The following is a 20,110-nucleotide window of genomic DNA, read 5'->3' as shown; positions in this document are numbered from 1 at the left end:
TTAAAAAGGAGGAAACAATGCAACTATATAACACCTTAGCAAAACAAATAGAAAACGTCTCTTACATCCAAAATGAAAAAGGAACATTTTACGTAGAGTTCCTAAGTCCTGATGAGCTACTAAGAAATGGCTTTAAGCCTATCAAACAAGCAGAATATCCAAGCAACGTAACGCAGATGCAAGAGGTCAAGGAAGTCATCAAAGAAACAAAACAGGCTTATGAGATAAGTTATGAAATAAAAGACATCGATCTTGATAGAGCTAAAAAGATCAAACAAGATGAGCTAAAAAACTATATCGAAAACACACTCGAGAAAAATCATATCAAGGTCGAGGGAGTGGGCGAAATAGATACAGGCTATAACTATTTGCTAAACGCCGAAGCTCTCATAAACTACGTAGAGGCGAACGGCCTAAACGAGATAGATTTTCGTATGTATGACAATAGTATGAAAAAGCTAAATTTAGAACAACTCAAAAAAATCAAACTAGCCATAGAGACTAGAGGTATACAGCTTCACGCTATCAAATGGCAGTATGAAAACGCGATAAGCAATGCAAAAAATGTGAGCGAGCTGGAGGCTATCAAATGGAAATAAGACGACCGATATTAAAACCTTTTTCAAAGGATAAATTCGAACTGGTGCAGGAGTATCAATATAAAGACATCATCGTACCAATAGGCTTTAAGACAAATGGAGCAAATGTGCCTCGTATCTTTTGGAGCATATTCCCACCAAATTCACCTGAATATCTTTCGGCGACCTTGGTGCATGACTGGCTTTGCAAATTAGCTGACCCTACTAACTTCACAGAAGCAGAGGAAATATTCTTTTTCAATCTGCCTAAACCTTGGCAGGATATAACAATAGGCGCTAGGTATAAAATAGCTGATAAATATCTAAAAGAGATGATGAGCGAACTTGGCTGCAGCAAGCTTAAAGTATGGATATTTTATACAGCTTGTAGGATCTATCATAAATTTAGATATGGAGCATGAGATGTTGAATTTTTTGATTGGTAACAAAATTTGGCTAGTCATCATCGCCGCACTTCTTGGAGTGCTTACGTCTTTTGGTGTTGAAATTTGGAAATTAAAAAGCGATATAGAACAAGCAAAGACCGAACTCAAAGAGGCGAACACACAACTTGTTATCAAAGAAGCGAACCTGCAAATTTCAGTGTCAAATCTCAATGAGTGCAACTCAAAAATCGATCTGCAGAACGAACGTATCAAAAACATGCAGATCAAACCCCCAGACGAGCAAGAAGTCAAAGAGCGCGTGATAACTAAATTTCAAAAAATCAAAGTGCCGGTCAAAGACACAAGGTGCGAACAGAAGCTGGCGTATTATGAAAGCTTATTCGAGGAGCTTGGCAGATGAAAATTTTAGTATTTTTGCTCTTAGCTATGTTTTTCATAGGTTGTGCGGCCAAACCTGAAGTAATCACTCGCATACAATATCAAGATGTATATATCCCGGTCAGGTGCCAAGCAAAGATGCCTGAAAAACCGAAATTTGACAAAAAGGATCTGCAAAGCGCAAGAGCTTTGGCGGTTTATTATCGTCAGGTGGAAATTCTATTAAAAAGGTGTATAGATGAGTGAGCTAGTCATCAAAGCTAGGAAATTTTGGCTAAGCAAAAAAGCGATCGTAGAGATAATACTTTCAATAATCGTGATGATGCTCGTCACGATGTAAAGGCGGGGGAAGTGGACAGCTTGATAGAGGAGATAGGTTTTTATTTTTGGGTCATCATAGTAGGCGTCTTTGGCGGACTTTTAAATTTGGCAAATGGTGGCAAAGGTGGCAGGAGCAGACTGCACAGGGCGCTTAATGCTCTGATAGGCACGCTTAGCTCTATGTTTGTTTGCTGGCTGGCGTATGAAGCTGCACTTTATTTCACGCAAGCACCAAAGTTTTCACTTGCCATAGGCGGCTTTTTTGCTTGGCGAGGGGCAGAGTGGGTGACTACGATGATAGATAAAGCCATAGACAAAAAGATAGATAACTTTGGCGATAGCAACTATGACTATACACCAAGACCACCTCGTGATTATGACGATATAGGAGATGAAAAATGAACTACACACAAGCTTTTAATCTTTTAATGAGCTTAGAATTTAGCCGTCCTGAAAATGCCCTACATAAAAACCCAACAGAAAATGGGCTAACTTTTATGGGTATTTACGAAGTAGCAAATCCAAGCTGGGGTGGGTGGAAACAAATAAAAACAGCTATCAACGCATACGGCGATCTTAAAAAAGCTAGCGTTGCTTTATATAACGATAGTGCGCTTGTAAATTTAGTGGCTAGTTTTTATAAGACCAATTATTGGGACGCCCTAAATTTAGATAGCGTAGATAGCCAAATAAAAACAAATGAGCTTTTTTGTTTTGCGGTCAATGTTGGCACAAAAAGTGCCGTACGTGTGCTTCAGGATATGCTGGGGCTACAATGCGACGGCATAATGGGGCAAGAAACGCTAAGGGCTCTAAACAACTATAACGAACAAGCCTTCGATGTTGATTTTGATAGGGCAGAAATAGCATATTATAGAAACCTAATAAGAAAAAATCCACGACTTGGCATATATGAGCGAGGCTGGGAAAATAGAGCAAGGAGAGTGTAATGGCTGAACGAAATTTTGGAGCAGAGATTGACGAAATAAAAACACAACTGCAAACAATTACTTCTAAAATTAATAACCTAGAGAGCGAAACTAGATCGCTAAAAAGTTTTACAAACGATCTAAATAACGTGATAAATGGCTTTTCATCAAGAATTAGCCAGATAGAAACAAACGGCTTAAAAAGTGCCGTTAGCAACCTACGCAATGATCTTGATCTGCAAAAAATAAAAGTAACTAGACTGGAGAGAAGAGACAATGGACTTTAAAAACGCATATTTGGAAAGAACGAAAGAGCTATTAAAACTAAGCATCGGAGCAGACACGCCATATCAAGAAACACTAAAGTATCTTGATGATTGTTTTGAGAAATACGAAATACCAAACCAACACAGGATAAACGTGCTTTCTCAAATGCTGCCACTAATCACAACGCAATTTACTATTACGGCGATGCAAACTGGGCTGGAGCTAACACAGCAAGATTTGAGCTTTGAGCTATCACTCAAAAACCTTGAAAAGCAAGCAGCCGCAATGGATGCAAACATTGAGGGCATAAAAGAGCAAACTAGAAATACGAAACTAAAAAATAATGAACTAGAGGCACAAGCAGCGGATAAGCTAGAAAATTTAAAAGAGCAAAACAATCTCTTGCGTGCCCAAATAGCAAAACTTGCAAAAGAACAAGCACTAGCAGAAAGCCAACAGCGAGCGGTAGATAGACAAGTAATAGACAATAGAATAATCAAGTCAATGTCAGTGCTTGGCAACTTCATAGCAGAAAACCAAGCTGGTGGTATGGTAGTGCCGTCTGATATGACAAAGTATTTGTTCAATATGGTGCATGCGCTAATTAAAAACGATATAACGATCGATGAAAACAAAAACTTCACGATGACAAAGAAATGATCGGCTTAAGCGAAATACTAAATTTAACAAACTCTGACACTGGCGATGACTATGAATTTATGGCTGGTGGTCAGTTTGATTTTTATCAAGCAGGTAGTCTTGGCTACTCTGCTTTTAACCTGCCAAGCCCTGATCTGAGAAGTTTTTTTATAGCACAAGCCGGCAATCTAAGCGGTGCAATAATTGGGCTAAATGAGGACTTTGCCGAATACGTGCTAATGCCGATGATAATAGCCATAAATCAGCCTGATTATGATACTAGCCTAAACATGCTAATTGACGGCGTAAATGCTGCGACAAACATCACTTTTTCAAAACCTAAAAGCTCAAATAGAGATAATCGCTTTGGCAGGATAGACGGAAACGGCTTTGCAAATTTACAAAGAGGTGACTATACAGGGCTAAAAGAGTTTTTAGCTGAAATGAGAAATGATAGCTACGCTGAAAATTTGGTTGAAAATATCGGCAGAATGTATGGCGGAGTTGTAGGGCAAGCTTTAGCAGGCATGCTATATGACGGCATCGTAAACGGGCGTTTTAACGCCGTGAATGTAGCTGAGGCAATGTATCAAAACATGAAAAGCACAATGACCTCGCTAGCTATACAAAACACACTTTCGGCACTTGGCACTACAATATCACCAATAGGGGTAGCTGCTGCGGCTAGTTTAATTAACGCCCTTGTGACTGAGGTTTTTGAGTTGGCAGTAGGCCTTGATAATCATTTTGGTTTTGGTGGTGACTTAAATGCAGTCGTTGGCAATACAGCCTTTTACGATCGCCCTATGAGTTTTGGTGAGTTTATGCAAGATACGTTTAGTGGGTGGTTTGGCATCCCTGACGTAACGATAGCACAAACTGACTACAACGGCACGCTTACTGGCGTAAGGGTGGGCAAACAATTATACGGATATAAAATGGAACAAACATTTAACGACGCACTACACGGCAGAGCTGGCAAAAAAACACTTACGCCGCTCGATCCAGTTATGCAAAATTTACAAAAATTTGCAGAGGCACACCTAAAAAAAATAAAATCTGACCTACCTTGGACATCAAATTTACAATTAGATAGTTTAGGTAGGCTAAATTTTAATATAAACACTCGCACAACACTTGAAAATCTAGGATTTAGCACACAATTAACGGATAGCGTGTTTAACGCAGCAGAGCAAATAGCAAACGCATATATAAATCAGGCCATAGCTTTTAACCTAAATATGTTTAATATTTCGCCAGCTGGTGCGTCAGAAAGTGGTTACTCAAGCACTAACACAACAGCAGAAAACACATATAGTGGCTCAGATGCTTGGGCTGCTACGGCAACAAAGTTGGCTTCAATAATGAAGAGTGGCCGTGAGGGGCTGGGCGTGTCGGTTGATAAACACGGCAATTTTAGTTTTTCAAATACCCCGGCAGGCAATATGGTAGAAGCAATGGGCTTAGTTGGCTTTGGTGGGGCAAAAATAAACTATGGGTTAGCGATGAGAGTAGCAGCTGAACTCGCAAAACAAAAAACAGCTATTGAAGCTAAAAGGGCAGAGGCAGCAAAAGGCACACACAAAGATAGTTATGGGCAAACAACAAGGGGGTGGAATGATCACAGTAATGGGTTTGGTTATACCACTAAAGACGGCAGATTAAATAGGGATAAAAATGGCGGGCGAACACACGCAAGCGAAAGAACTGGTCTTGGTCAAAAAAGTAGAGGACAAAAATCAAGAGAAAGACAAGGCAACAAAAACGGACGAAGATAAAATGGTATAATCCTTTAAAAAATTGATGTACTTTTTTAAAAAACTTATCTTTTAGCTGATGTTTTGGCTGACTAATATTTTTAAAATAGCGTATAATACAGGGTAAAAGTTGATTTTTCAAATCCCTCTCTGTCCGCCACTAGATTTGATCTCATCTACGCGAAACAATAAATTTAGCCTTCATCGTTTGGGCGTCCACTCGAACTAGCGCGATACTAAACGGCGCTAAAATCAAAATTAAACTATCTTCAAGAAAATTTATAGAATAATACCACTATCATCGTTTTTTGGAGTCGTATGAGCATCTATGAGCTAAAACCAAAATTTCAAAACCTACTTCGCCCATTGACAAAGCGTCTTTTTGACGCACACATAACGGCAAATCAAGTCACTATTTTTGCCTGCATGCTATCTCTTTTGCTCGGCTCATTTTTGTATGCTTTCAGTGAAATTTCAGCACTTTTTATCTTGCTTCCGATCTGGATGTTTTTAAGGATGGCACTAAACGCCATAGATGGCATGCTTGCGCGAGAATTTAACCAAAAATCAAGGCTTGGCGGCTATCTAAACGAACTGACCGACGTCATCTCGGATGCTGCGCTTTATCTGCCGTTTGCATTTGTGCCCGGGCTAGATACATACGTCGTTTTGATCATCGTTTGGCTCGCTGGGCTAAGCGAATTTGCAGGAGTGCTCGGGCAGATCCATGGAAATTCCAGACGCTACGACGGACCGATGGGTAAAAGCGATAGGGCTTTTGTATTTGGGCTTCTTGGCACGATATACGCATTTTTGGGCTATTTGCCACAGTGGATGAACTGGTGTTTGTTGGCGGTCGCGATCTTGCTGGTGATGACTTGCATAAACCGCGTAAGATCGGGGCTAAAATAAGGTGGCGATAGGAGGCGGCGATGTTTAAAGAGGCGATGAGTAAAATTTTAGACTTCATCTTGTGCAATATCACCATTTTCATCACCGGCATCCGTCCTCAAAATTTAAAAAATTTGACCGATTTCACGCCTAAAATTTACTATGCAAACCACACTAGCCACGGCGATTTTTTGCTACTATTCGTATCGATGCCTTATGCGCTTAGAAAAAAGATCCGCCCGGTTGCGGGGGCTGATTATTGGAGTAGGGGCAAGATCCGCCCGTTTTTGGCTAAAAATGTCTTTAACATGCTGCTTATCGGGCGAAATTCATACGATCCGCTTACGTTTATAGAACAGATGAGCGAGGCTTTAAAGACGCACTCTCTCATCATTTTCCCCGAGGGTACGCGCAAAATGAACGACGATCTGCCGCTTCAGCCCTTTAAAAGCGGTCTTTATCATCTAGCAAAGCAAAATCCTAGCGTAAAGCTCGTGCCTATCTGGATAAACAATATGCACAACGTCCTACCAAAGGGCTTTTTCGTGCCTATCCCGCTTCTTTGCGAGCTATGCGTAGGAGAGGAATTTAGCTACGAGGCGCAGGACAGGGCGCAGTTTCTAAAAGACGCCGCTTCGAGGCTTTTAGCACTCAAAAAGGACGCCAGATGACGACAAGCGAGAGCATTTTCACGCTTTTTTCGTGGCTTGTAGTTTTGCTCATCATCGCTTCAAGCGTGGCTTTCGTGCTTAAAAAAAGAGCCGCTCCTAGCGCCACGATCGATAATCTCGTATCGCGCATAAATGCGTGGTGGGTGATGATACTTGTGGTATTTGCCTTTGTCTTTTTGGGCAAAAATGCGCTTATATTGCTCTTTTTCATCGTTTCATTTGCGGCTTTGAGGGAATTTTTATCTCTCGTTTATATCCGCAGAGGCGATCATATAGCTCTTGTCGCCTGCTTTTACGTCATTTTGCCGCTACAATACATCTTTATTTTCATGGACTGGTACTCGATGGCGATGATCTTCATACCGGTTTATGGCTTTTTGTTTTTACCGATCCTGTCGGCGCTTTGCGGCGATGCGGCGTATTTTTTGGAGCGTTCGACTAAAATTCAGTGGGCGCTCATGATATGCGTCTTTTGTATCTCTCATATCCCGGCGCTTTTGATACTTGATATCAAGGGCTTTGAAGGTAGAAACGTCCTACTCATGCTCTTTTTGATACTGATCGTTCAAAGTAGCGATGTGCTTCAGTATATTTGGGGCAAACTACTTGGCAAGCGCAAGATCGCTCCAAATATCAGCCCCTCAAAAACGGTAATCGGCTTTGTAGGCGGCGTCTTGAGCACTAGCGTGCTGGCATCGTTCTTGCATTTTATCACGCCATTTAGCGCAGTGCAGGCGCTTTTCATCGGGCTAGTTATCTGTTTGATGGGATTTTTGGGCGGGCTTGTGATGTCAGCTATCAAAAGAGATCTGCGCGTAAAGGACTGGGGCGACATCATCAGCGGACACGGAGGGATGCTAGATCGCATGGATTCGCTTTGTTTTTCGGCGCCGATATTTTTTCATATAGTTCGGTATTTTTGGTGCTGAATTTTAAAATTTGGCTTTGTTACAATATTTCATTGATTTTTAGCTTTCAAAGCAGGAGAATACGAACAGCATCCCTGTAAAAACCTTGTTAGCGAGCTTATCGCCGCCGATTTTTACTTCGTGCTACGCACTCATAACGAGACTTCGCTACGAGGACAGGGAAGCAGAGCTGACCGCGGTCTGCTTGCAGTTGCGAGCATGGCGAAGCAAAAAGATTTCCTTGAAACGCTGTTCGCGTCTGCACTAGGTTGCTACCGTAGTAATAAGATTTAAGAAGCGCTTATTGAAGGCAAATTTAGCGCTATGAGATCAAAATTTAGGATAAAATCAAAGGAAAAACATGGAAATTTTAGAAAAAGAGTTTGAGACGACCGACGGTGTAAAGCTGTTTTATCGTTACAAACCATCATTAAACGGTAGCAAAAAGGCTATCGTGCTCTTTCACAGAGGGCACGAGCACTCGGGCAGGATGATGTTTGTCGCCGATGAGCTCGGGCTTGATGATTTTAGTTATTTTGCCTGGGATCAAAGGGGACACGGACGAAGCCCCGGTGAGCGTGGCGATGCGCCTAGTATCGGGCGCTTGATAGCCGATGTGGGCGAATTTATAGAGCATATCAAAAGCGAGTATGCTATCTTAGAGCAGGACATCGCCGTCATAGCTCAAAGCGTAGGTGCAGTCATCGCCTCTGCCTGGATACACGACTACGCGCCTAAGATCCGCTGCGCGGTGCTGGCAAGCCCTGCCTTTAGCGTGAAGCTTTACGTACCGTTTGCTAGAGCGGGTCTTGCGCTCATGCAAAAATTTCGCGGGAATTTTTACGTAAATAGCTATGTCAAGGCGCATTATCTCACGCACAACAAGGAGCGCATCAGCTCGTATAACGCCGATAGCCTCATCACGCGCGCTATATCGGTGCGGATATTGCTGGGTCTTTACGAGGCGGCGGATAGGGTCGTAAACGACGCAGCCGCCATCATCACGCCGATACAGCTTCTAATCTCCGGCGATGACTGGGTCGTAAACCACGCCCCGCAGCATAAATTTTACTGTGACCTTGGCTCGCACATCAAAGAGCGCCACGTGCTAGCGGGCTTTTATCACGATACTTTGGGTGAGAAAGACAGACACGTCGCCTTTGAAAAAATGAGAAATTTCATCACCGCGCGCTTTGAAGAGCCCTTTAAACAAATCGATCAAACTCATGCGGACGAGTTTGGCTTTAGCAGGCGGGAGGCCGACTGGCTCGCTACACCGCTACCGAAATTTTGCCCTAAAAATTTGTGGTTTAAATTTCAAAGATTTGGCATGAGGGCGCTCTCACCTTGGGTGAAGGGGCTACAAATCGGCGAGCAAACGGGCTATGATAGCGGCAGTACGCTTGATTACGTATATCAAAACGAGCCTCAAGGGGCGAATGAATTTTTTAAATTCATAGATAAAATTTACCTAAATGCGATCGGCTGGCGAGGCATCAGGACGCGTAAGCAAAATATCAAACTCGCCCTTGACTACGCTATTTGCAGGCTTAAGCAAAGCGGCTCTAGCGTAAATTTACTAGACATCGCTTCAGGGCACGGCAGATACATATTAGACGCGCTTGACGCAAACGCTCTGCCTGATAAAATTTACCTTAGAGATTACAGCAAGATAAACGTCCAGGCCGGGCGCGAGATGATAAAAGAGCGAAATTTAGAGCATATCGCGAGTTTTGAAGAGGTGAATGCCTTTGAAGCAAAAAGCTACGAGAGCCTAAAAGGTGGCATAGATCTTGGCGTAGTCTCGGGGCTTTTTGAGCTTTTTAGCGATAACGCGCTCGTGAGAACGGCGCTTGATGGCTTTGCAAACTGCATACGAAGCGGCGGATACCTAATCTATACGAATCAGCCTTTCCACCCGCAGCTTGAGATGATTGCGCGCGTGCTCTCCAGCCACAGAGAGGGGCAGGCGTGGATAATGCGCCGCAGAAGCCAAGCCGAGATGGATCAGCTGGTAGCAAACGCGGGCTTTGAAAAGGTGCACGAGTGGATAGATGACGACGGGATTTTTAGTGTCAGTATTGCGGTAAAGAGGTAAATTCGGCTTTTGACAAGCGTTGCTAAATTTAAAAAGCTTTGCAAATTTTCCTTGCTACGCAAGCGACTACGATCGTGGCGATAAGCTCGCTAATAAGATCTGACTACGCTAGAGCGTCATAGAATTTTAAAGATTAAAACAAAGCCAAATATGATCCAAACGAGAAATGTAAATTTATGAGATGGTTTTTAACAAGACTTTGCTATCTGGCAGCCATAGCTACGTTTTTTTACGCTAGCTACGGCTTTGCCAACTACTTTGCCGCCATGCGTCAAAACGTGCCTGAAATTTTCTTTTCATGGGAGCGGCAGATCCCGTTTTGGGCGTGGAGCATAGTGCCTTATTGGTCGCTAAATTTGCTTTACGGCTTTGGCTTTTTACTTTGCAAGAGCAAAGCCGAGCTGAGGCGCTACACCTTGCAGCTGTTTTTAGCCCAGATCGTAGCCAGCGCGTTTTTTATCCTGACACCGCTTCAAATTTCATGGCAAAAGCCTGAGAGCTCGGGATTTTTTGGCTTTTTGTTTGACAGCCTTTTAGCCTTTGATAAGCCCTTTAATCAAGCCCCGTCGCTTCATATCATCCTAAGCGTCATCGTCGGCTCGCTTTACATGAGCAAGGCGCGTCAGATCTGGCTAAAATGCCTGCTGTTTGCGTGGTTCGCGCTCATAGTAGTCTCGGTGCTAACGACATTTCAGCATCATTTCATCGATATCCCGACCGGGCTTTTGGTGGGATTTTTAGTGCTTTTGTTCGTGCCGCTTGATGGTGAAATTTTAAAACCAAAAAGAAATTTCGTAACGCCAAGACATCTAAAACAAGCCGCCATTTACAGCTTTTTTGCCGTGCTTAGCCTTCTTATAGCGCTAGCTATCGGTGGCTGGGCGCTTTGGCTGGCTTATCTTGGCGTCAGCTTTTTTCTTGTCGTGCTTGCGTATTTGCTTTTTGGATGTGAAATTTTCAGAAAAGGTCAAAACGGCAGGCTGCAAACGGCGGCTAAAATTTTGCTTTTGCCGTATCTGCTAGTTGCTCACGTAAATATATTTTATTGGCTTAGACATGACAGCCTTTATGATGAAATTTTACCCGGTATTTATCTGGGTTCTATCGTCGCTGCGCCTAAATTCTATGCTATTTTCGACCTGACCGCCGAGTGCGAATACCGCCCGCGAAACGCTCAAATTTATGAAAATTTCGCCCTTCTTGATATGACGCAACCAAGCTTGATCGAGCTTTGCTCGGCAGCGGCTAAATTTAACGAGCTTGCCAGTCTTGGCAAGAGGACGCTTGTTTGCTGCGCGCTTGGATACGGGCGCAGTGCGGTGGTGCTCGCCGCGTGGCTTACCCGGTATAAAAATTTTAGCGTGCAAGAGGCTATAGATCTCATAAAAAGCTCGCGCAAAATGGCGGTCATAGAAGGATACGAAGATTTACTGCAAAATTTTAAAAAGGAGCTAAAATGCTAAATTTAGACGAAAAGTCCTTAGCACTCACTCTATCACGCCTCATCGCGACTCATAAATTTATATTTTTGATGAATTTCGCTATGTTTTTTATAGCGATTTTACGTTACGATATGTGGCAAAAGGTCGTCATGGCGGCATTTTTCATCTATATTTTGTATCTGCATATAAGGCTGAGCTTCGATGCTTTCATAATGCAAGATTTTAGTCACGAGCGGCTCGAGGCGCAGAAATTTGATAGTAGTTTAAGGACGCTTGGGCTAGCTAAAAACATGCGCCCGGCAGATATGAAAAGTAGATGCAAAGGGGCGATAGGGCTATATAAAAAGCTCGTTTTCGCGAGCGTTTTTTATCTTTTGCTGGGGCTTGTTTTGGATATGAGGTATGCGTATTGAAGCAGATTAAAATTTTAAAGATGGCCGCCATATTTTTGCTTTTGCTTGCTTGCGTCTTCGTTTTTATCATTGTTAGGATGATCGACGATGATAGCTGGCAGATAGAGCAGGAGGGCGCGGAATTTAAGGGCAGTATATTTCATAAATACAAAGGCAAAATTTACGCCGAGGTCGTAGGCGCCGGCGATCGCGAGATAAAAGGCGCGGACGCGGATAGCTTTCATGAATTTAAAGACGATCAGTATAAATCTCATGTCGGCGTCGATAAAAATGCCGTCTACTGCGCGAACGAGCGCACCACGCTGGATCCAAAAGCGCTTTACTACATAGGTAACAACTACTACGGCGACGGAAAAAAGAGCATATTTTGCTCGATGTTTGCTAGAAGAGACGACAAGCTCTCCTCGTTTAATCTGGTTTTGGACTACATTCTATACTCCTTTGGCATAGGTGACGAACCGATCCTTTATAAAAATATCGTGCGTGAAATTTCAGATACGTCTATAAAGCCGCTTTTGGACTTAAACCTCGCTACAAACGGCAAAAACGTATATTACGAGGGCGAAATCTTAAAAGATGCCAGCCCGTCTAAATTTAGACGCATAAAAGATGAAAGCGGTTGGCGAAATAGCGCTTTTTACATGGCTGACGGTGAGCATGTGTATTTTAAAGACAAGCTTTTAGCTATCAAAGATGATCCTAGCCTTTACCAGATCGCCGATTTTAACGATGTTTATTATCTTTTTGATCCAAAAAGCGGCAGTGTTTATGCTAACGATTTTGAATTTGATCCGAAATTTAGACCCTTTTCACTCATAAATCAAGGCCGTGAGCACACTTATCATTCGCTTTTTAGAGGCAAGGGCGGGATTTATTATTATGACGATCAAAGCGGTCAACTCTACCGCGCAGGCGACGATCCTTTCAGCGGCTCGCAAAAGCAAATAACTAAAAACGTCTTTATAGACGGCAAAAATTTATTCTATCTCGAGTCGAGTGAAATCCGAGCGAACAGTCGAAGTGGCGGTTTGACCTTGAAAAAGCGCCTCACGTTCATAAAGCGCCTACCCATAGATGACGGTATCACAAAGCTTGGCGATGCGGACTTAGAGGGTAGCGTATGGAAAAGCGGGGATAAGATCTATTATTTTGACGATCTGGGCACGGGGCAGCTTGTCAAAAACACGATCTACGAGGTCACGAGCCCGCCTGACGTTCAAATTTTACTACATCAAACGAACATACAAACGCTACGCGATCTAATAGGTCAAGGACGTCTCGTGCCCGTAAACGGCGAGCAGATCTTGCAGGCTCAAAGCGTTTATGACGTGGGCGAAATACCTATCTATGTCATTTTCTTTGCAGCCTTTTTTATCATCATGATAGGCACTATGAGAAAAGAGCCGTTTGGATTTGCAAGATTTAAAAAATATGAAAAATGAGCTCGCACTGCACCTTTGCTTATCTGAAAATACACGAAATTTCAGCAAAAAGGCGCTATCTAAAAACGATAAAAGGCGTGTCAAAAAGTATCCGAATCTTCTAAATTTCAGCGCCTTTAAAATTTCTCGCAGCCTAAAAGCAAGCGCTAAACGGCGCTCTAAATTTTGTATGAGTCACAAAAACGGCTGCGCTGGTATACTCTTTGGCAAGGGTAAATTCGGCCTTGATATAGAGCTTTTAAAGCCGCGAGATTTTGAAGCTATTATGCAGTTTTGTTTTAGCGAGGGCGAGTTAAAAATATATCAAAACTCAAAAAATAAAATCCTCGCCTTTTATCAAATTTACACCGCAAAGGAGGCTATACTAAAGGCTGAAAATTTAGGCTTTAGCGAGCTTGGTTCGGTCGATATCACAAAAAGCGCATACACTATGAAGCACTTTGTCGTTAATGATTTGTTTATGGTCTGCATTATTTTTAAGGGCAAAAAAGATATAATCAAAATATTTTACGAGTAAATCAAGCTAAATTTAAGGAATATCTTTGCCTCTAAGTCTTAAAAAATATATAAAATTTATCTTTTTGATCCTTGTATTTGCAGGCTGTGCAGCAAAATATCAAAGCCCAAACCTCGCTAAATTCAGCGAGAAAAGCTTTGAGGTCGTCTCTAAAGACAGCCCGAGCACACTTTACGTCGTTCATGGCGGCGAGGATTATAGATTCACGATGATAAATTCGCTCGGAGCACCGCTTGCCAGGCGGGTCTTAAAGCCTGATGGCAAATTTGAAACGATCGGATTTTTACCGCCAAACAGCGCATATAACGAGCTTTTCATAAAAGTGCTCGATATGATAGCTACGCACAAAAAAGAGGCGGAAATTTTAGTAAAAAATGAAAAATTTAAGGTAAAAGTCATTGATATACGTTAGCAAACCCTCGATAATCAGCTCAGCAGGCATGAGCGCGGATGAGAATTTGGCGAATTTACAAAGCGGCAGGAGATTTTTGAGCGTTTGCGATGGCTTTAATCAAAGCAAAAATTTCATCGTCGGCATGGTAAAGGGCGAGCTGCCAAAATTCGCCTCAAACACTCCGGAGCACTTTCGCACGCGCACGAACGCCCTTGTGCTAAACGCCCTCGAGCAGATAGATGACGCCGCACTAAAAGCCATCAAAAAATACGGCAAAAGCCGCGTAGCAGTGGTTATCGGCACTACCACAAGCGGCGTAGAGGAAAACTACGAGACGTTCAAGCAATACGCAAAAAACGGAGTCTTTGATAAGAGCAAATTTGGCATAAGCAGAAGCTCTCTGGCCAATCCGGCCGAGTTCATATCGTATCATTACGGGCTAAATTCCCCTGTCTTTTCCGTCTCGACCGCCTGTACGTCGGGCGTGAAAGCCCTTATCGAGGCAAAAAGGCTCATAAACTCGCGTCTTTGCGACGCCGTGATATGTGGCGGCGTGGATAGCCTAAACACGCTCACGATAAACGGCTTTGATTCGCTTGGTATACTGAGCCAAAATCCCAGTGTCCCGTTTTCTAAAAACAGAGACGGCATCAATATCGGCGAGGGCGCGGGCCTTTTCGTGCTTAGCCGCGATGAAATTTCAGACGTCGTCGTGGCCGGCGAGCACTCAAACTGTGATGCTTTTCACGTGACGCAGCCTGATTTAGAGGGGCGGATGCAAGGCGTTTGTATCAAAAAAGTCCTTGATATGGCAGGCCTAAGCGACGTGGACTATCTGAATTTGCACGGTACTGGCACGTTTGCAAACGATAAAATGGAGGCTAGGATCGTAAATTCGCTGCTAAAAGATACGCCTGCAAGCTCCATAAAGCCGGCCATAGGGCATACTTTAGGCGCAGCCGGAGCGATAGAGAGCGCGATATGTGCGCTACTTTGCACCAAGGGCGAGAGCGTGCTACCGCCACACATCTATGACGGCGTTTATGACGATGAGCTAGAGAGGATAGATCTGATAAAACAGGGTCAAAAAGCGGTCGTAAATTCCGCTATGTCGATATCTTTTGCCTTTGGCGGAGACAATGCGGCGATAGTTTTTAGGAGGCTGAAATGAGTCTGGCGGATTATTTGCCTCACGGCAGCGCGATCGTTTTGATAGATGAAATTTTAGAATTCAAAGAGGGGCACATAAGGACGAGAAGCCTTATAAAACAAGGCAATGCGTTCCTTGAAAACGGGAAATTCGCGATGCATAAAGCCATAGAGATGATGGCTCAAAGCCTAGGCGTGTATGACTCGAAGATGCGCGAGCTAAGAGGCGAGAAAGCGGGCTTTGGCTTTTTGCTTGCTAGCCGTAAATTTGAGATGTTTAGGTCATTTTTCGAGGTGGGCGACGAGATCGTCATAAATTCTGTCTGCTCAATCCAAGATGAGAGCGGATTTGGCGTGTATGACTGCGAGCTTTTCGTAAATGGCGAGCTTGGCGCGAGGGCGGCTTTGAACGTGATAAGTCCTGATGAGGAATTCGTAGAAAGGATGTTGGATGAGTAGGAGGGTCTTGGTGACGGGCTCTAGTAGGGGGATAGGTGCGGCGATCGCAAGACGGCTTGCGGGGGCTTACGAGGTCGTGCTACACGGTAAAAGCAAGAGCGAGCAGCTTTTAAATTTAGCAGATGAGCTCGGGGCTAAAATTTTAAATTTCGACGTGAGCGACACCGCAGCGGCAAAAGAAGCCATAGAGCGCGACATCGAGGCAAACGGAGCTTACTACGGCGTGGTTTTAAACGCCGGTATCACGAGGGACAACACTTTCGTCGCACTTGGCGATGAGGAGTGGTTTAGCGTGATAGATACGAATTTAAACAGCTTTTACAACGTGTTAAAGCCAGCTCTCATGCCTATGATACGCACGAGAAAGTCCGCTCGCATAGTCGTGATAAGCTCGGTTTCAGGCATCATAGGCAACCGCGGACAGGTGAATTACTCCGCCAGCAAAGCAGGGCTAATAGGCGCTACAAAAGCCCTAGCTACCGAGCTTGCCTCGCGAAATATCACTGTTAATTGCGTCGCTCCCGGGCTCATAGAAAGTGATATGACGAGCGAAATTTTAAACGGCGACTTAGCGGAGGAAGCGCTAAAATTTATCCCCGCAAAAAGGGCTGGCAAAGCCGACGAGGTCGCTCCTGTCGTTGAGTTTTTGCTAAGCGAGGGGGCTAGCTATATAACAAGACAAGTGATCGGAGTGAATGGGGGACTTTGCTGATGCGTGTTTTTGTGACAGGGATGGGGATGGTGAGCGCCTTTGGCAAGGACTGGGCGCAGATAAAGGCTAAATTTGAGCTTGGCAAAAACGCCGTAAAATTTATGAGCGAGTGGGACAGGTACGCCGATTTAAATACCCGTCTAGCTGCGCCGATCATAGGCTACGAGCACCCGAAGGAGTGGGACAGGAAGCAGCTGCGAAGCCTCGGGCGCGTGTCGATGTTTAGCGTCGAAGCGGCGGGGCTCGCGCTAAAAGACGCCGGGCTGATGGAGGGCGAAAAGATAGATGAGAGCGTGCAGGACGGTAGGCTGGGCGTGGCGTGCGGCTCTAGCACGGGCAGCACGGAGTCGATACTTGCGATGGCGAGGCTGCTTGATAGCGGCGAAAACGAATGCAACGCAAACACCTACATCAAGATGATGCCTCACACGACGGCGGCAAACATCGCGCTTTTTTACTCGTTAAAAGGGCGCATTATCCCGACCTCATCAGCTTGCACCAGCGGCTCGCACGCTATAGGATACGCCTACGAAAGCATAAAAAGCGGCAAGATCGACATGATGCTAGCGGGCGGAGCGGAGGAGCTTTGCCCGAGCGAAGCGTATGTATTTGACACGCTTTACGCAACGAGCGTGAAAAATAAAACGCCTGAAATTTCGCCCTCTCCATTTGACGCAGGGCGCGACGGGCTGGTGCTTGGCGAGGGAGCCGGGGTGGTGCTGCTTGAAAGCGAGGAAAGTGCGATGAGACGCGGGGCTAAAATTTACGCCCAGGTCGTGGGCTTTGGCTCAAACTGCGACGGCACGCATGTCACTCGCCCGCAAAGTGCGACGATGAAAGCGGCGATGCAGCTCGCGCTAAAAGACGCAAATTTAACCCCTGAAAATATCGGCTACATCAACGCTCACGCTACGGCTACGAAATTTGGCGACATCGCCGAGAGCTGGGCGACGAACGAGCTTTTTGGAAGCAAGATCGCCATCAGCTCGCTAAAAAGCTACCTCGGGCACACGCTTGGGGCGTGCGGCGGGCTGGAAGCGATATTTAGCATAATGATGATGCGTGAGGGACGATTTTTCCCGACGATAAATTTAACTCACATTGACAAGGAGTGTGCGCCGCTTTTTTATCTGACCGAGCAAACCGCGATAAATACGGACTTTGTGATGAGTAACAACTTCGCATTTGGCGGGGTGAATACCTCGCTTATTTTTAAGAAAATTTAAATAAAATAGCTAAATTTTAGGAGAATATATGAAAAAAATTTTAGTTTTGCTGGCCTTGATAGCCGCCGTTTCAAACGCTGAGGAATTCTTTGAGCTAAGTATCGACGAAGCCCTAAAGTCACCGCTTGCGAGCGAGTATATCTTGCCTGATGTGAAGGTGGAATTTGGCAACGGCTACAAAGGAGACGTCATAACAAACGCGGTAGCCAGCAGAAAAGAGCGCGGCGATGTCGGTGACAAAAAGCAAAAATGCGAGAAGGCCTTTCTCGATGCGGTAAATGCCTTTCAAAGGCGCGTCAAAAAGGAGCATGGCTCAAAGGTGGTAAATTTAGTGAGCTTCCTTTACGGCAAAGAATTTAGCTCCAAGACACATTATCAATGCCTATATACGAACAAATTCACCGTTAGATTAAAAGGAGACATAGCAAGATGAGGAAAATTCTGACGCTCGCCGTATCGGCGATATTTTGCAGCACCTTGAGCGCACGCGACGACGTGCTTTACTTTTCGCTGGATTTTTTAAATTCCCCAAAGGCTAAAGAGGTGCTAAACCCTAATGTGAAACTAAGCTTCGGCTCGGGCGGCAAGGGCAAAATTTTAAAGCAGGGGCTAACGGCAAACAAAAAAACGAACGCATTCAACAAAAGCGATCAGGAGGCTTGCGAATGGGCGATGTTATCGGCCTTAAGGACCTTTCAAGACCGCGCGATACAAGAGGGCGGCAGCAAGGTCATAAACCTCACCGGATATTATAAAAAGCAGCCTTTTGACTCCAAGACGCAGTTTCAATGCGGCGCAGGAGCGCTGATGGCGGGTGTGACTTTAAAAGGCGATATAGCCAAGTGATACTTGATTTTAAAGTAGAATTTTTCGATGCCATCGCTTTTGGCGACGTGAGTGCCAAGCTCGCGCGATATCAAAGGGATTTTGATCTTTCGCATATCCCGCCCCTTGAGAGGCGAAGGCTCAGTCGTGCGGCGAAATGTGCGTTTGACCTCATCAAGGGCTTTAAAAAGCTTGAGATGCCTATCGTTTTTAGCTCGTATGAGGGCGAGATGAACCGCTGTTTCGAGCTGCAAAGCACGCTCGCAAAAAACGAGCCGCTCTCGCCGACATCGTTCTCGCTATCGGTGCATAACGCGATCTCGTCGCTACTTAGCATAAGTATGCAAAATAGATATGAAATTTCAGCGATATCAGCTTACGCGCCGCTTGAATACGCCCTTTTAGTGGCAAATTTAAGGCTTGACGAGGACTTTGATAAGGTGCTAGTGCTCGCCTATCACGAAGCGATATCGCAGGAGTATTTCAACGAGCATTCCTCATCTTTCATGGCGGCGATGATAGTTTCTAAGCAGATATCCAAAGGCAAGCGTCTTAGCCTGCGGCAAATGCCAAAAGAGGGCGGAAGCGATGAAAATTTGCTTTTGCGATTCTTGCAAAATTTTAGCTTTGAGAAAAAATGCTCTTTTAAAAGTAGCGACGAAAATTCTACTTGGCAGTGGGACTATGAACCTTAGACAAATTTTTAAGCAGTTTATCGCGGGTGCGTTATTCGTGCTGTTTGCGGTCATTTGCATGATCGGCAATATACTTTTCATACCCATCATCGTTTTTAGGCTAAACAGATTCAAAGCGGTCGAAAATTTTGCACGCGATAAGGTTGCGGTGGCGTGGAAATTTTTTATCAAGATGACAGAGGTGTTTGGGTATTTGGAGTATAAATTTGACCTTAAGAGCGAATTAAACGACGGCTCGCAAATGATAATAGCAAATCACCCATCTTTGCTCGATGTCGTATTTTTGGTGCCAAAATTTAAGCGCATAAACTGCATCGTAAAAGGAAGCCTGAGTAAAAATATATTTTTGTTTGCAGCGATCAGAGCTTGCAACTACATACCAAATACCCAAAACGACGAGCTTTTGCAAAAAAGCATCGAGGTGCTCAAAAACGGAGAAAATTTACTGATCTTTCCCGAGGGCACTAGAACGAAAGATGAGATCATATTTCATAAAGCTGCGGCCTATATCGCCGTAAAAGGCGCTAAGAGCGTATCTTTGCTAGCCATCAGGATGTCTCCAAGGAGCCTTAAAAAGGATCAGCCTTGGTATAAGACCCCAAGCGTGAGGATAAAATACGACTTTAAAGAGATATTTAGCCTTGATATGTCTAAATTTATGACGCATAAACCAGACCTCGTCAGAGCCAGACGGCTGCATGAGGATATTATAAAAATTTATAAGGAGGAATTTGATGAAAGAGCTGATTAACGAGGTAAAGGAGCTTATCATTGAAAGCCTGAATTTAGAGGATATGAAACCAAGCGACATCGATGAGAACGCACCGCTTTTCAACGAAGGGCTTGGTCTTGATAGTGTCGATGCGCTGGAGCTTGGCCTTGCGGTGCAAAAAAGATACGGCCTGGTGCTCGACTCCAAAACGGCAAATTTAAAAGAGATATTTCGCAGTGTCTCAAGCCTCGCGAAATATATATCTGAAAATAGGAAATAG

The 20,110-nt window shown here is 44.3% G+C and carries 27 protein-coding genes; all 27 read left to right on the top strand.

Annotated features, from left to right (window positions below; all coding sequences use genetic code 11):
* The first annotated feature begins 17 nt into the window (after window positions 1-17).
* On the top strand, window positions 18-599 hold the full coding sequence (locus HMPREF1139_RS05240; RefSeq protein ID WP_009649998.1) for a DUF4376 domain-containing protein: 582 nt from the start codon (window positions 18-20) through the stop codon (window positions 597-599).
* Entirely contained in the window at window positions 590-1,000 is a 411-nt protein-coding gene (locus HMPREF1139_RS05235; RefSeq protein ID WP_009650081.1) for a DUF1353 domain-containing protein, read from the top strand. Before HMPREF1139_RS05240 ends, HMPREF1139_RS05235 begins: the two co-directional genes overlap by 10 nt.
* Before the next feature lies 1 nt (window position 1,001).
* Window positions 1,002-1,385, top strand: coding sequence for a hypothetical protein (locus HMPREF1139_RS05230; RefSeq protein ID WP_009650225.1), 384 nt, complete (start codon window positions 1,002-1,004; stop codon window positions 1,383-1,385).
* Window positions 1,382-1,609, top strand: coding sequence for a hypothetical protein (locus tag HMPREF1139_RS05225; RefSeq protein ID WP_009650201.1), 228 nt, complete (start codon window positions 1,382-1,384; stop codon window positions 1,607-1,609). Before HMPREF1139_RS05230 ends, HMPREF1139_RS05225 begins: the two co-directional genes overlap by 4 nt.
* 105 nt (window positions 1,610-1,714) lie before the next feature.
* Window positions 1,715-2,086, top strand: coding sequence for a phage holin family protein (locus HMPREF1139_RS05220; RefSeq protein WP_009650314.1), 372 nt, complete (start codon window positions 1,715-1,717; stop codon window positions 2,084-2,086).
* The gene (locus HMPREF1139_RS05215; protein ID WP_009649995.1) at window positions 2,083-2,634 is read left to right on the top strand and encodes a putative peptidoglycan-binding domain-containing protein; all 552 of its coding nucleotides are present in this window, start codon (window positions 2,083-2,085) and stop codon (window positions 2,632-2,634) included. Before HMPREF1139_RS05220 ends, HMPREF1139_RS05215 begins: the two co-directional genes overlap by 4 nt.
* Window positions 2,634-2,900, top strand: coding sequence for a hypothetical protein (locus HMPREF1139_RS05210; protein WP_009650105.1), 267 nt, complete (start codon window positions 2,634-2,636; stop codon window positions 2,898-2,900). Before HMPREF1139_RS05215 ends, HMPREF1139_RS05210 begins: the two co-directional genes overlap by 1 nt.
* A complete protein-coding gene (locus HMPREF1139_RS05205) occupies window positions 2,890-3,540 on the top strand; it encodes a hypothetical protein (protein WP_009649946.1) in 651 nt (216 codons plus the stop codon). Before HMPREF1139_RS05210 ends, HMPREF1139_RS05205 begins: the two co-directional genes overlap by 11 nt.
* A complete protein-coding gene (locus HMPREF1139_RS05200) occupies window positions 3,537-5,297 on the top strand; it encodes a hypothetical protein (RefSeq protein WP_009650061.1) in 1,761 nt (586 codons plus the stop codon). The genes HMPREF1139_RS05205 and HMPREF1139_RS05200 overlap by 4 nt, the downstream gene beginning before the upstream one ends.
* A gap of 297 nt (window positions 5,298-5,594) precedes the next feature.
* Complete coding sequence (locus HMPREF1139_RS05195) at window positions 5,595-6,188, top strand: CDP-alcohol phosphatidyltransferase family protein (protein WP_009650243.1); 594 nt, start codon at window positions 5,595-5,597, stop codon at window positions 6,186-6,188.
* Between the two features lie 20 nt (window positions 6,189-6,208).
* Complete coding sequence (locus HMPREF1139_RS05190) at window positions 6,209-6,838, top strand: lysophospholipid acyltransferase family protein (RefSeq protein WP_009650348.1); 630 nt, start codon at window positions 6,209-6,211, stop codon at window positions 6,836-6,838.
* Window positions 6,835-7,767 (top strand): phosphatidate cytidylyltransferase, encoded by a 933-nt coding sequence (locus tag HMPREF1139_RS05185; RefSeq protein WP_009650291.1) that lies wholly within the window; start codon window positions 6,835-6,837, stop codon window positions 7,765-7,767. Before HMPREF1139_RS05190 ends, HMPREF1139_RS05185 begins: the two co-directional genes overlap by 4 nt.
* A 340-nt stretch (window positions 7,768-8,107) precedes the next feature.
* On the top strand, window positions 8,108-9,844 hold the full coding sequence (locus HMPREF1139_RS05180) for a bifunctional alpha/beta hydrolase/class I SAM-dependent methyltransferase (RefSeq protein ID WP_009650102.1): 1,737 nt from the start codon (window positions 8,108-8,110) through the stop codon (window positions 9,842-9,844).
* A gap of 176 nt (window positions 9,845-10,020) precedes the next feature.
* Window positions 10,021-11,307 carry a dual specificity protein phosphatase family protein gene (locus HMPREF1139_RS05175; protein ID WP_009650213.1) on the top strand — a complete coding sequence of 429 codons (1,287 nt, stop codon included), beginning with the start codon at window positions 10,021-10,023 and terminating at the stop codon, window positions 11,305-11,307.
* A complete protein-coding gene (locus HMPREF1139_RS05170; RefSeq protein WP_009649929.1) occupies window positions 11,301-11,699 on the top strand; it encodes a hypothetical protein in 399 nt (132 codons plus the stop codon). The genes HMPREF1139_RS05175 and HMPREF1139_RS05170 overlap by 7 nt, the downstream gene beginning before the upstream one ends.
* Complete coding sequence (locus tag HMPREF1139_RS05165; RefSeq protein ID WP_009650154.1) at window positions 11,696-13,141, top strand: DKNYY domain-containing protein; 1,446 nt, start codon at window positions 11,696-11,698, stop codon at window positions 13,139-13,141. The genes HMPREF1139_RS05170 and HMPREF1139_RS05165 overlap by 4 nt, the downstream gene beginning before the upstream one ends.
* Window positions 13,107-13,658, top strand: coding sequence for a 4'-phosphopantetheinyl transferase family protein (locus HMPREF1139_RS05160; protein WP_009650223.1), 552 nt, complete (start codon window positions 13,107-13,109; stop codon window positions 13,656-13,658). Before HMPREF1139_RS05165 ends, HMPREF1139_RS05160 begins: the two co-directional genes overlap by 35 nt.
* A gap of 25 nt (window positions 13,659-13,683) precedes the next feature.
* Window positions 13,684-14,070 carry a hypothetical protein gene (locus tag HMPREF1139_RS05155; RefSeq protein ID WP_009649985.1) on the top strand — a complete coding sequence of 129 codons (387 nt, stop codon included), beginning with the start codon at window positions 13,684-13,686 and terminating at the stop codon, window positions 14,068-14,070.
* The gene (locus HMPREF1139_RS05150; RefSeq protein ID WP_009649939.1) at window positions 14,057-15,223 is read left to right on the top strand and encodes a beta-ketoacyl synthase N-terminal-like domain-containing protein; all 1,167 of its coding nucleotides are present in this window, start codon (window positions 14,057-14,059) and stop codon (window positions 15,221-15,223) included. The genes HMPREF1139_RS05155 and HMPREF1139_RS05150 overlap by 14 nt, the downstream gene beginning before the upstream one ends.
* Window positions 15,220-15,660, top strand: a complete 441-nt coding sequence (locus HMPREF1139_RS05145; protein WP_009650042.1) for an ApeP family dehydratase — start codon at window positions 15,220-15,222, stop codon at window positions 15,658-15,660. The genes HMPREF1139_RS05150 and HMPREF1139_RS05145 overlap by 4 nt, the downstream gene beginning before the upstream one ends.
* Complete coding sequence (gene fabG / locus HMPREF1139_RS05140; protein WP_011991946.1) at window positions 15,653-16,372, top strand: 3-oxoacyl-ACP reductase FabG; 720 nt, start codon at window positions 15,653-15,655, stop codon at window positions 16,370-16,372. The genes HMPREF1139_RS05145 and fabG overlap by 8 nt, the downstream gene beginning before the upstream one ends.
* Complete coding sequence (locus HMPREF1139_RS05135; protein ID WP_034966146.1) at window positions 16,372-17,598, top strand: beta-ketoacyl-ACP synthase; 1,227 nt, start codon at window positions 16,372-16,374, stop codon at window positions 17,596-17,598. The genes fabG and HMPREF1139_RS05135 overlap by 1 nt, the downstream gene beginning before the upstream one ends.
* A gap of 28 nt (window positions 17,599-17,626) precedes the next feature.
* On the top strand, window positions 17,627-18,031 hold the full coding sequence (locus tag HMPREF1139_RS05130) for a hypothetical protein (protein WP_009650235.1): 405 nt from the start codon (window positions 17,627-17,629) through the stop codon (window positions 18,029-18,031).
* Window positions 18,028-18,444: a hypothetical protein gene (locus HMPREF1139_RS05125; RefSeq protein ID WP_009649988.1), complete on the top strand. Its 417-nt coding sequence runs from the start codon at window positions 18,028-18,030 to the stop codon at window positions 18,442-18,444. Before HMPREF1139_RS05130 ends, HMPREF1139_RS05125 begins: the two co-directional genes overlap by 4 nt.
* A complete protein-coding gene (locus HMPREF1139_RS05120; RefSeq protein ID WP_009650095.1) occupies window positions 18,441-19,118 on the top strand; it encodes a beta-ketoacyl synthase chain length factor in 678 nt (225 codons plus the stop codon). The genes HMPREF1139_RS05125 and HMPREF1139_RS05120 overlap by 4 nt, the downstream gene beginning before the upstream one ends.
* Window positions 19,108-19,869 (top strand): 1-acyl-sn-glycerol-3-phosphate acyltransferase, encoded by a 762-nt coding sequence (locus tag HMPREF1139_RS05115; protein WP_009650215.1) that lies wholly within the window; start codon window positions 19,108-19,110, stop codon window positions 19,867-19,869. Before HMPREF1139_RS05120 ends, HMPREF1139_RS05115 begins: the two co-directional genes overlap by 11 nt.
* Entirely contained in the window at window positions 19,853-20,110 is a 258-nt protein-coding gene (locus HMPREF1139_RS05110) for a phosphopantetheine-binding protein (protein ID WP_009650289.1), read from the top strand. The genes HMPREF1139_RS05115 and HMPREF1139_RS05110 overlap by 17 nt, the downstream gene beginning before the upstream one ends.

The sequence above is a fragment of the Campylobacter sp. FOBRC14 genome, from assembly GCF_000287855.1.
Lineage (GTDB): Bacteria > Campylobacterota > Campylobacteria > Campylobacterales > Campylobacteraceae > Campylobacter_A > Campylobacter_A curvus.
Note: the sequence above shows the minus strand (reverse complement) of the source record. Positions and strands in the feature narration are given on the sequence as shown.

Bases quoted from the DNA above. Each gene is read 5' to 3' on its own strand.
- HMPREF1139_RS05130 (WP_009650235.1), top strand. From the start codon at position 17,627: ATGAAAAAAATTTTAGTTTTGCTGGCCTTGATAGCCGCCGTTTCAAAC.
- HMPREF1139_RS05205 (WP_009649946.1), top strand. From the start codon at position 2,890: ATGGACTTTAAAAACGCATATTTGGAAAGAACGAAAGAGCTATTAAAA.
- HMPREF1139_RS05180 (WP_009650102.1), top strand. From the start codon at position 8,108: ATGGAAATTTTAGAAAAAGAGTTTGAGACGACCGACGGTGTAAAGCTG.
- HMPREF1139_RS05110 (WP_009650289.1), top strand. From the start codon at position 19,853: ATGAAAGAGCTGATTAACGAGGTAAAGGAGCTTATCATTGAAAGCCTG.
- HMPREF1139_RS05225 (WP_009650201.1), top strand. From the start codon at position 1,382: ATGAAAATTTTAGTATTTTTGCTCTTAGCTATGTTTTTCATAGGTTGT.
- HMPREF1139_RS05175 (WP_009650213.1), top strand. From the start codon at position 10,021: ATGAGATGGTTTTTAACAAGACTTTGCTATCTGGCAGCCATAGCTACG.
- HMPREF1139_RS05235 (WP_009650081.1), top strand. From the start codon at position 590: ATGGAAATAAGACGACCGATATTAAAACCTTTTTCAAAGGATAAATTC.
- HMPREF1139_RS05215 (WP_009649995.1), top strand. From the start codon at position 2,083: ATGAACTACACACAAGCTTTTAATCTTTTAATGAGCTTAGAATTTAGC.
- HMPREF1139_RS05115 (WP_009650215.1), top strand. From the start codon at position 19,108: ATGAACCTTAGACAAATTTTTAAGCAGTTTATCGCGGGTGCGTTATTC.
- HMPREF1139_RS05185 (WP_009650291.1), top strand. From the start codon at position 6,835: ATGACGACAAGCGAGAGCATTTTCACGCTTTTTTCGTGGCTTGTAGTT.
- HMPREF1139_RS05210 (WP_009650105.1), top strand. From the start codon at position 2,634: ATGGCTGAACGAAATTTTGGAGCAGAGATTGACGAAATAAAAACACAA.
- HMPREF1139_RS05200 (WP_009650061.1), top strand. From the start codon at position 3,537: ATGATCGGCTTAAGCGAAATACTAAATTTAACAAACTCTGACACTGGC.
- HMPREF1139_RS05230 (WP_009650225.1), top strand. From the start codon at position 1,002: ATGTTGAATTTTTTGATTGGTAACAAAATTTGGCTAGTCATCATCGCC.
- HMPREF1139_RS05195 (WP_009650243.1), top strand. From the start codon at position 5,595: ATGAGCATCTATGAGCTAAAACCAAAATTTCAAAACCTACTTCGCCCA.
- HMPREF1139_RS05190 (WP_009650348.1), top strand. From the start codon at position 6,209: ATGTTTAAAGAGGCGATGAGTAAAATTTTAGACTTCATCTTGTGCAAT.
- fabG (WP_011991946.1), top strand. From the start codon at position 15,653: ATGAGTAGGAGGGTCTTGGTGACGGGCTCTAGTAGGGGGATAGGTGCG.
- HMPREF1139_RS05240 (WP_009649998.1), top strand. From the start codon at position 18: ATGCAACTATATAACACCTTAGCAAAACAAATAGAAAACGTCTCTTAC.
- HMPREF1139_RS05145 (WP_009650042.1), top strand. From the start codon at position 15,220: ATGAGTCTGGCGGATTATTTGCCTCACGGCAGCGCGATCGTTTTGATA.
- HMPREF1139_RS05170 (WP_009649929.1), top strand. From the start codon at position 11,301: ATGCTAAATTTAGACGAAAAGTCCTTAGCACTCACTCTATCACGCCTC.
- HMPREF1139_RS05125 (WP_009649988.1), top strand. From the start codon at position 18,028: ATGAGGAAAATTCTGACGCTCGCCGTATCGGCGATATTTTGCAGCACC.
- HMPREF1139_RS05135 (WP_034966146.1), top strand. From the start codon at position 16,372: ATGCGTGTTTTTGTGACAGGGATGGGGATGGTGAGCGCCTTTGGCAAG.